Origin of the sequence: Synechococcus sp. H70.1 (assembly GCF_047502705.1) — a bacterium.
Classification (GTDB): domain Bacteria; phylum Cyanobacteriota; class Cyanobacteriia; order Thermostichales; family Thermostichaceae; genus Thermostichus.
Genome location: NZ_JANSIV010000071.1, coordinates 1 through 6544 on the forward strand (window position 1 = coordinate 1; position 6544 = coordinate 6544).

General features: G+C 60.0%; 8 protein-coding genes and 1 pseudogene. 4 read left to right on the forward strand and 5 right to left on the reverse strand.

Annotated features, from left to right (window positions below):
• Nucleotides 1–371, reverse strand: a pseudogene (locus tag NW827_RS04985) (hypothetical protein); the annotation flags it as partial.
• 120 nt (nucleotides 372–491) lie between these two features.
• Nucleotides 492–1088: a hypothetical protein gene (locus NW827_RS04990; protein ID WP_414403349.1), complete on the reverse strand. Its 597-nt coding sequence runs from the start codon at nucleotides 1086–1088 to the stop codon at nucleotides 492–494.
• A 296-nt stretch (nucleotides 1089–1384) separates the two neighbouring features.
• Between NW827_RS04990 and fba the strand changes: the two genes are divergently transcribed.
• The gene (gene fba / locus NW827_RS04995; protein WP_414393205.1) at nucleotides 1385–2464 is read left to right on the forward strand and encodes a class II fructose-bisphosphate aldolase; all 1080 of its coding nucleotides are present in this window, start codon (nucleotides 1385–1387) and stop codon (nucleotides 2462–2464) included.
• 100 nt (nucleotides 2465–2564) lie between these two features.
• Here fba and NW827_RS05000 read toward each other — a convergent pair whose 3' ends face one another.
• Complete coding sequence (locus NW827_RS05000; protein ID WP_414403350.1) at nucleotides 2565–2993, reverse strand: VOC family protein; 429 nt, start codon at nucleotides 2991–2993, stop codon at nucleotides 2565–2567.
• A gap of 136 nt (nucleotides 2994–3129) precedes the next feature.
• Between NW827_RS05000 and NW827_RS05005 the strand changes: the two genes are divergently transcribed.
• The 3 genes from NW827_RS05005 (at nucleotide 3130) to mreD (ending at nucleotide 5571) form a co-directional block, all read left to right on the forward strand.
• A complete protein-coding gene (locus NW827_RS05005; RefSeq protein WP_414403372.1) occupies nucleotides 3130–4158 on the forward strand; it encodes a rod shape-determining protein in 1029 nt (342 codons plus the stop codon).
• A gap of 137 nt (nucleotides 4159–4295) precedes the next feature.
• The gene (mreC, locus tag NW827_RS05010) at nucleotides 4296–5000 is read left to right on the forward strand and encodes a rod shape-determining protein MreC (protein WP_414403351.1); all 705 of its coding nucleotides are present in this window, start codon (nucleotides 4296–4298) and stop codon (nucleotides 4998–5000) included.
• Complete coding sequence (gene mreD / locus NW827_RS05015) at nucleotides 4972–5571, forward strand: rod shape-determining protein MreD (protein ID WP_414361866.1); 600 nt, start codon at nucleotides 4972–4974, stop codon at nucleotides 5569–5571. Before mreC ends, mreD begins: the two co-directional genes overlap by 29 nt.
• A gap of 20 nt (nucleotides 5572–5591) precedes the next feature.
• Here the strand turns inward: mreD and NW827_RS05020 are convergent, their stop codons facing one another.
• Nucleotides 5592–5876, reverse strand: coding sequence for a hypothetical protein (locus NW827_RS05020; RefSeq protein ID WP_414361864.1), 285 nt, complete (start codon nucleotides 5874–5876; stop codon nucleotides 5592–5594).
• A partial coding sequence (locus NW827_RS05025; protein WP_414503404.1) for a thylakoid membrane photosystem I accumulation factor occupies nucleotides 5873–6544 on the reverse strand: 672 nt, incomplete at its 5' end. The genes NW827_RS05020 and NW827_RS05025, both read right to left, overlap by 4 nt.

Below are 6544 nucleotides of genomic sequence, written 5' to 3' on the forward strand. Positions count from 1 at the left end.
AGCAACGGCGTCGTCCCCGACAGAAGAACCAGCGGCACTCCCACCCTCGCCGTCAAGTCCGCCAAAAGGGCTAGGGAGGGGGAGGCCCCTTCCCATTGGCCAGGGATCCCGAACTCAAAGGACAAAAACTTCAGCCCCACCAGCAAGAGGCCCCCGTGCAGCAGCAGGCCCAGGCCGGGAGCGAGCCCTCGCCCCAGCCGGTCTGCCCACAGGTAGCCCAGCAGCAAAGCAAGCTGGAAAAAGACCAGGCAGGTATTCCACACCAGTGGGGATCCCCCCCACAGGGGCAGCAGCAACTTGCCCAGCAACAACTGTCCCCAAAAAAGGCAGAAAGCGCTGCCGAACAACGTGAGGCCAACCAGCAAAACCACAGCCGTGCCCCCCTACCCCCTGGCTGTCAGTATGGCCTAGCCCTCCTAGGCAACGTGGCTGCCGCTGAATTCAGAGGCGGATCCTGGCAGCCGCAAACCTCCGTCTGCCTGAGGGCCAGCTCAGCGGCTCCTCACCTGTAGGGGAAAGCGCTCGGCCAACTCCCCTTCCACCTTAGGAAGCCATTCTTCTTGGAACACCCACACCTGACCTTGCTGCACGCGGCCATCGGGGTTTTGGGTCAGCTCCAGCCAATACACCAATTGCTTTCCCCGCAGCACCACGCCTTGGGTAGCCAAGGCAAGGCTGTAGCCGGGATTACCCGCCAGGGCTCCAGGAGCCGGGTAGCGGATGACCTCCACTGCCTGGTCCAAATCGGTGGCAATCTCCGGTCCATAGACCTCGCGAATGGCCCGAAAGAGATCTTCTGCCGTTAGCCCTTGCGGGCGGAAAAAGGTCATCCGTTCCGAGCGAATGGTCTCCCGATCCAGCGGGTTGATGATCCGTCCCGGGGGAGCCACCGAGGCCAAAAAGGTAAACCGGGATCCATCCGGCTCCACCCGGTGGATGCTGAGCGTCTCGCCCGGACGGGGCCGCAGCACCGGGTTGTCTTTTATCCAGGCAGCCACCTGATTTGGTGCTTGCCCAGGGATCCCCCAAGCTGCGGCGGAAAGGCCCACTGACCAGCAGGTTATGGCCCAGCCTATCCCTTGAGCCAAACGCCGTCTCCTTCGCTCCCCTCTGGAGCGATCTTGGCTTTGCTTGGCGCCCCAGACCGGCCACAGCTTGCGGTGCACTTTCTCAGGCCTCCGGACAAACAAAGTACTCCTAGTGTATCTGGAGCTCTCAGCCTGCCTGCTGCGTTTAAGCGTGGACATTGGAGCCAAGGGGAGCAGGGATTCTGCAGCAAGATCCCCAAATCTTAGGATCCTGTCCCGCAAAATGTAGAAGATACCTTAGGATTAACAGTAAGTGAACCTCAAACGCATCCAGTCACCACCTCAGGAGGTAAGCGATGGCTCTTGTTCCCATGCGGATCTTGCTGGATCATGCCGCTGAGCACGACTACGGCATTCCAGCTTTCAACGTCAACAACATGGAGCAGATCCAAGCAATCATGCAAGCTGCCCATGAAACCAACAGTCCGGTCATCCTGCAAGCCTCTCGAGGGGCGCGCAAGTATGCGGGCGAGCACTTTTTGCGCCACCTAATCCTGGCGGCGGTGGAAACCTATCCTCACATCCCCGTGGCCATGCACCAAGACCACGGCAACAGCCCCGCCACCTGCTACTCTGCCATCCGCAACGGCTTCACCAGTGTGATGATGGATGGCTCCCTCAAAGAAGATGCGAAAACCCCGGCTAGCTACGAGTACAACGTAGCAGTCACCGCTGAGGTGGTGAAGGTGGCCCACGCTGTTGGCGTGACGGTGGAAGGGGAACTGGGCTGCCTGGGATCCCTGGAGACGGGCCGCGGTGAGGCGGAAGACGGCCACGGCGCCGAAGGGGCCCTCAGCCGTGACCAACTGCTCACCGACCCGGATCAGGCGGTGGACTTTGTCGAGCAAACCCAGGTGGATGCGCTGGCTGTAGCCATCGGCACCAGCCATGGCGCTTACAAGTTCTCCCGCCGGCCCACAGGGGACATTCTGGACATCGATCGCATTGCTGAAATTCACCGCCGTCTGCCGAATACCCACCTGGTGATGCACGGCTCCTCCTCGGTCCCCAAAGAACTCATTGACATCATTAACCAGTACGGCGGCTCCATTCCCGAAACCTACGGTGTGCCCATCGAAGAAATCCAGCGAGCCATCAAAAACGGGGTGCGCAAAATTAACATCGACACCGACAACCGCCTGGCCATTACGGCTGCAGTACGCCGCGCCCTGGCCGAGAATCCGAAAGACTTTGATCCCCGCTCTTTCCTCAAACCTTCCATCAAGGAAATGCAGAAAGTATGCGCTGAGCGCTACATTGCCTTCGGCTGCGCTGGCCACGGCACCAAAATTCCCGTCGTTACCTTGGACGAGATGGCGGCTAAGTACGCCTCCGGCGCTCTGTCGGCTCAGGTGAAGAAGACCGCCGTAGTCTAGGAAGCAGTTGCTGGGCTCCTCATAGCTCCCCCCTCTTGCGGAGGGGGGCTATTTTCCACCAGAGGCTAGACTCCCTGCAGGCGCTACCTGATCCCTGATCCTAGGATAGGGAGTCTTGTTGGACGGGGCTTAAGGCCAGTGCCTCCCAGAAAGGGGCCGAAGGCTGGTGCAGCACGATGCGATTGCCATCGGGATCCCGCAACTCCACCTCTTGGCCGTGAAAAGCCTGGCGCAGAGGGGAGGGGGAAATCTGGTGCTCGGCCAACAAGGCCGCGAGGGATCCCAGGTATCCAGTAAGATCTTGCACCTGCAGACAGAGGCTGGCTGCCCCCCCTTGGGCTGCTAACTCTAGCTTCCGGTCGTGGTAGAGGCCCAGTCGCAGTCCTGGCAGTCGAAACTCCACATACACGGGCTCTCCCTGAGGGGGAATCTGGAGCTGGGGTGGGCTCCCCAGGAGGGCTTGATAAAAGTGCAACAAGCGAGGTAAGTTGGGGGTGGCCAAACTGAGCAAAGCTGCGGCGATCTCCATAGCAACTGGCTCCTCTTGCTCCTAGTTGCAGTTTGGCTTCTCCCCAGGGTCTGGAGGAGATTCTCTTCTAGGATTGGATATAGTAGGTAGCAAGACGTGCTGCTTCTTCACAAAGCAACCGGAGCAACCTACCGTGCTGGGGCTACTTAGCCGCTTTTCCCGTGACATGGGCATTGATTTGGGCACAGCCAACACGCTGGTCTACGTGGCCGGGCGTGGCATTGTCCTGCAAGAGCCCTCGGTGGTGGCCATTGACCAAAACACCAAGCAGCTGCTGGCAGTGGGGGAAGAGGCCAAAAAGATGCTGGGCCGCACCCCCAGCAACATCATTGCTGTGCGCCCCCTGCGGGACGGCGTGATAGCCGACTTTGACACGGCAGAGATGATGCTCAAGCACTTCATCCAGCGGGTGCACGGAGGCCATTACTTGATTGCGCCGCGCATTGTCATTGGGATCCCCAGTGGGGTGACTGGCGTGGAGCGGCGGGCGGTAATGGAGGCGGCTCTGCAAGCAGGGTCGCGGGAAGTGTACTTGGTGGATGAGCCGGTGGCAGCGGCAATTGGAGCGGGCCTACCGGTGCAGGAGCCCGTAGGAAACATGATTGTCGACATTGGCGGCGGCACGACCGAGGTGGCTGTCCTCAGTCTGCAGGGGATCGTGCTGAGCGAATCGGTGCGCGTGGCAGGAGATGAGCTAAGCGAAGCCATCATTCAGTACATGAAAAAAGTCCACAACCTCACCATTGGAGAGCGCACCGCTGAAGAGATCAAAATTCAAATTGGCTCTGCCTACCCCACCCAAGAAGAACTGAGCATGGAAGTGCGGGGGCTGCATCTTCTCTCTGGCCTGCCGCGTACCGTGACGGTAAAAAGCACTGAGATCCGCGAGAGCATGGCCGAGCCCCTCTCGGTCATTGTAGAGGCCATCAAGCGTACCCTGGAGCGCACGCCGCCGGAGTTGGCCGCTGACATCATTGACCGTGGCATCATGCTGGCTGGAGGCGGAGCCCTGCTCAAGGGTCTGGACGCTCTCATTAGCCACGAAACCGGGATCATGGTTCACGTTGCCCCAGATCCCCTCAGTTGCGTGGTGCTTGGCACAGGGAGAGTTTTGGAGGACTTCAAAACCTTGGGCCGAGTGTTGAGCGCTAGTTTCAAAGCCTAGCAGGGTTCCTGGGGATCCCTGCTGGCAGCCCTCCGTCAGGTCTACGGTGGGTGGGAGTCGAGGCTCGAGAGGGGTAAAGCTTGGGTCAGCTACGCCAATGGTGGAGGCGCAAGGGTTGGGGGCTGCTCCTGTCTGCTTTGGCCATAGGGGCGGCCCTAGGCCTGCGCCAAACGAAGGGATCTCTGTTGGTGGAATTGTACACTCGGCTTACGGCCCTGGCCCGTCCAGCGGTAGATCCCGAGGAGGTGCTCAGGCAGGCTGCTAGCCGTGAGCTGCAGGCCCTAATAGTCGAGCTGCAGCACCAAAACCGCGAGCTAAGGCGACTGCTGCAGCTTGCTCAGCAAGGACCCCCCCAGGTGAGGATCCCAGCGGCGGTGGTGGGCCGCAGTGCCGATCACTGGTGGCAGCAGCTGACTCTTGACCGCGGCAGCCAGCAAGGGGTCAAGGTAGGGGACGTGGTTGTGGCGCCAGGAGGATTGATTGGGCGGGTTGAGGCGGTAACCCCTAACAGCAGTCGCGTGCTGCTTATTAGCGATCCCACCAGTCGAGTTGGGGTGATGCTAAGCCGCAGCCGGCAGATGGGAATCCTGCGGGGCACGGGCAGCCAGGAGGCCATTTTGGACTTCTTTGATAAGAATCCCCAAGTAGAGGTGGGTGATGTAGTGGTCACCTCAGGCCTGAGCAGCCTCTACCCACCGGGGATTGTCGTGGGAACGGTTCGAGCCGTTAACTTGGATGCTAGCCCTGCTCCGCAGGCTACAGTTGAACTATCGGCGCCGCTAGGTTTTCTGGAATGGGCCTTGGTCTACCCCTATGTTCAACCTGCGGCTTCCCAATCTTAAGCCCTACCTCAACTGGCTGGTTACCGTTCTATCGGGGCTGTTGGCAGCGGTGGCTCCTTGGTGGCGGGGGCCGGGCTTAGAGCTGGCGGGCCTGACTCCCGATTGGCCCTTGATTTGGGTGGTGTGCTGGAGTGTGCGGCGCAAAGCTTGGCAGGGGGCTGTTGCCGGGATCACCCTAGGGTTCCTGCAGGACGCCCTCACTAACCCTTATCCTACCCATGCTCTGGGGCTAGCCGTGGTTGGGATCCTCGCGGCCAGGTTGCAGAAACAGCGCTATGTGCAAGAGGACTTTATCTCCATAGCTCTGATTGTCTTTGGCATGGTGGTGATTGCCGAAACGCTAATGGCGCTGCAATGGATGTGGCTAAGTGTCTTTGCGCCGGCGGGGGCTGGAGGGGACGGATTGGCCAGCTCCTTGGCAGAGAGCACTGGCCCCCGCTCCCTGGAGAGCATCTGGTGGAACCATCAACGCAATGTCCTTACATCGGCCATTTTAAGTAGCCTGTGGGCACCGGCTTTGTACTGGCCTCTCAAGTGTTGGTGGCAATCCCAAGAGCGGGAGCTGCACTAGCTTGCAAAGGAAGAGGCGGGCTAGCCCAGTACCCAGCGCTGCAGGGCAATGCCAAGGAGCAAGCCCAGGCCGCCAAAGCGCACCACCTGCCAAAAGGTGGCGGGAACGGGGTTAAACACTTCTAGTAGATAGGCTTGCAGGCGTTGTTCCAATTGGCTGACTTCCGCCTGCAGCTCGGCCCATTGGTCAGGGGAAAGCTGGGACAGGCGCTCCAGCTCGCGCAGGTCGGCTAGCCGTGCTTGCAAGGTCTGGAGCTTGGCTTGCAGATCCTCAAGCGGATCTGGGGAAGCGGGGGGAGCGGTCACGGCTGTGGCTTAGCTGCAGTGGCGGGCAAGCGAGAAAATCCGGTCTGAATTTCGTTGAAGGGCTTAGCTTGGATCACCCCTGGGGGAAGAGGATCCAGGTGGAAGAGAGCGCGGATGGCGTTTTCCACTTCCGTGATGGGACGGTTGCCGATGGACTGATAGACAAGCTTGCCCTGGGAGTCAAAAAGAAGGGTTTGGGGAACTCGGCCGCTGTAGTACTGGCCGCGCTCGTCCCCAGGCAGGAGGGAATCAACAGAATAGGGAATGAAATAGACTGCCCGGCCATAGCGAACTTGCAGGCTGGCTAGGGTGGCAGCGTACTTTTTGCAATCGCTGCTGTCGTCGATGTAGTACACGAGGAGGGCCGGGATCCCTTGTTCTTTTGCCTGCTTGAGGGAGACGCGCGGCGGAACCATGCCGCCGTTGGAGCCGTAGAGGGCAAAGATGTTGCCGTCGTAGCGGTCGTCGTTGAGGAGGGCGCTGGCGGGAGGAGACAACCAGCCTGTTAAAGCCACGCACAAGACCACCAGGAAAAGACGCAACAACAGCATAATCCGGAGAAGATTGCCGGGCAACGGCAAGAGAGGGGCTCTCTCATTCTGCCATTTTGCTTTGGCACCGCCGCGTTCTCCAACTTGGGGTGGGTTATGGACGACCCGCCGTTGTTT

Bases quoted from the DNA above. Each gene is read 5' to 3' on its own strand.
- fba (WP_414393205.1), top strand. From the start codon at position 1,385: ATGGCTCTTGTTCCCATGCGGATCTTGCTGGATCATGCCGCTGAGCAC.
- NW827_RS05000 (WP_414403350.1), bottom strand. From the start codon at position 2,993: ATGGAGATCGCCGCAGCTTTGCTCAGTTTGGCCACCCCCAACTTACCT.
- mreD (WP_414361866.1), top strand. From the start codon at position 4,972: ATGTTCAACCTGCGGCTTCCCAATCTTAAGCCCTACCTCAACTGGCTG.